We start from the raw sequence: 427 nt of genomic DNA, 5'->3' as shown, positions 1-427 counted from the left end.
GCGATCACGCCCTCGCGCGCCACGCCGCGCACCGACAGCAGTTGCGGGCGGATGAAATTCTCCGCGTAGTCCTCCAGCTTCTGCTCGTCCAGCGTGCTGCTGGTCAGCGCGATCTGCAGCACCGGCACGGTCGAGGCGTTGTAGTTGAGGATCTGCGGCGGCGTGGTGCCCGGCGGCATCTGCTTGAGCACGGTCTGCGAGATCGAGGTGACCTGCGCGGTGGCGGTGCGGATGTCCACCGTCGGCTGGAAGAAGATCTTGACGATGCCGAAGCTGCGGAACGACTGCGACTCGATGTGCTGCACGTCGTTGACGGTGGTGCCGAGCGTACGTTCGTAGTACGTGACGATGCGCCCCGACATGTCGTCCGGCTGCAGGCCGGCGTAATTCCAGATCACGCTGATCACCGGAATGCGGATGTCCGGGA

At 64.9% G+C, this 427-nt stretch carries 1 protein-coding gene; it reads right to left on the bottom strand.

The genetic code is table 11. The annotated features are described in order from the left end of the window. Positions 1 to 427, bottom strand: a 427-nt coding sequence (locus HW466_RS31560) for an efflux RND transporter permease subunit (RefSeq protein ID WP_176316190.1), incomplete at both ends; no start/stop codon positions are given.

It is taken from the genome of Burkholderia territorii (assembly GCF_902833055.1).
Lineage (GTDB): Bacteria > Pseudomonadota > Gammaproteobacteria > Burkholderiales > Burkholderiaceae > Burkholderia > Burkholderia territorii.
Note: the sequence above shows the minus strand (reverse complement) of the source record. Positions and strands in the feature narration are given on the sequence as shown.